An 848-nucleotide genomic window follows, 5' to 3' on the forward strand; every position below is an offset into this window, starting at 1 on the left:
ACCATAGCCTCGGTAGCTGTACCGCCTTGTTTTAGTATATTTATACCCGCTTCAGTGGCCGAAAAATGAGACGCGGTAAATGCAATGTTGTGTGTGGTCATGCCGGTGTGTCCTGTTTAAAGTGTGCAGCTAGGTGCTTAACGCAAGCAAGTAGGCTTTTATCGTTACCGTGGCTCATCATTAATGAAAAACCATACGGATGATCATTTGCTAAATCAGCCAGCGGTAAATGCACTTGCGCTGAGCCACTAAGCCCTGCAATTGCCGAAAGCGTAATAATTTGCATGCGTAAGGCGCTTGTGTCGGCGCCTAATTTAGGTGCGGTTGTGGGGGTGGTTGGCAAAAATAAACAGCTGTTTGTATTTAGGTTTTTAGCTATTAGTGTTTGCCATTGGGTTTGTACTTTTAGTGCTTCTTGTTCTTCTTGAACAGTTAGGGCAAGCGCCATATTAAAACGTGCCGCAATTGCTGGAGCAAACTGGGGAAGTTGCCCCGGCAATTGAAGCCAGTCTTTATGCGTTTTTGCGATTGCTCGCCCTTGCAGTACTCTAAAACTATCAGCAAGTTTATTTAATAAGCTGCTGTTAGGTAGTTCAAATTCTTTATGGTGCTTAAAATTAGGCTTGGTTTTTTCAAGCAATTGTTTAAGTGGGGCTTGTAAAACAGGGTCAACGAGTTCAAATAACGGCTCGCAAATAACTAAGGTATCAACGTTATTAATAGCTTGATTTGGTAGCAGTACATTACCTACATCGCTTAATAGCTCGGCGCTTTGGGTAAGCCAACCTATGGTATCAAAAGGCGGAGCCAACGGTATTAGGCCGTCTTTTTCAATCACGTTATGGCTT

At 43.4% G+C, this 848-nt stretch carries 1 pseudogene; it reads right to left on the reverse strand.

Annotated elements, in window-relative coordinates:
- Positions 1-97: 97 nt before the first annotated feature.
- Positions 98-848, reverse strand: a pseudogene (locus L655_RS0100020) (amidase); the annotation flags it as partial.

It is taken from the genome of Pseudoalteromonas sp. TAE79 (genome assembly GCF_000498015.1).
Classification (GTDB): Bacteria; Pseudomonadota; Gammaproteobacteria; order Enterobacterales; family Alteromonadaceae; genus Pseudoalteromonas.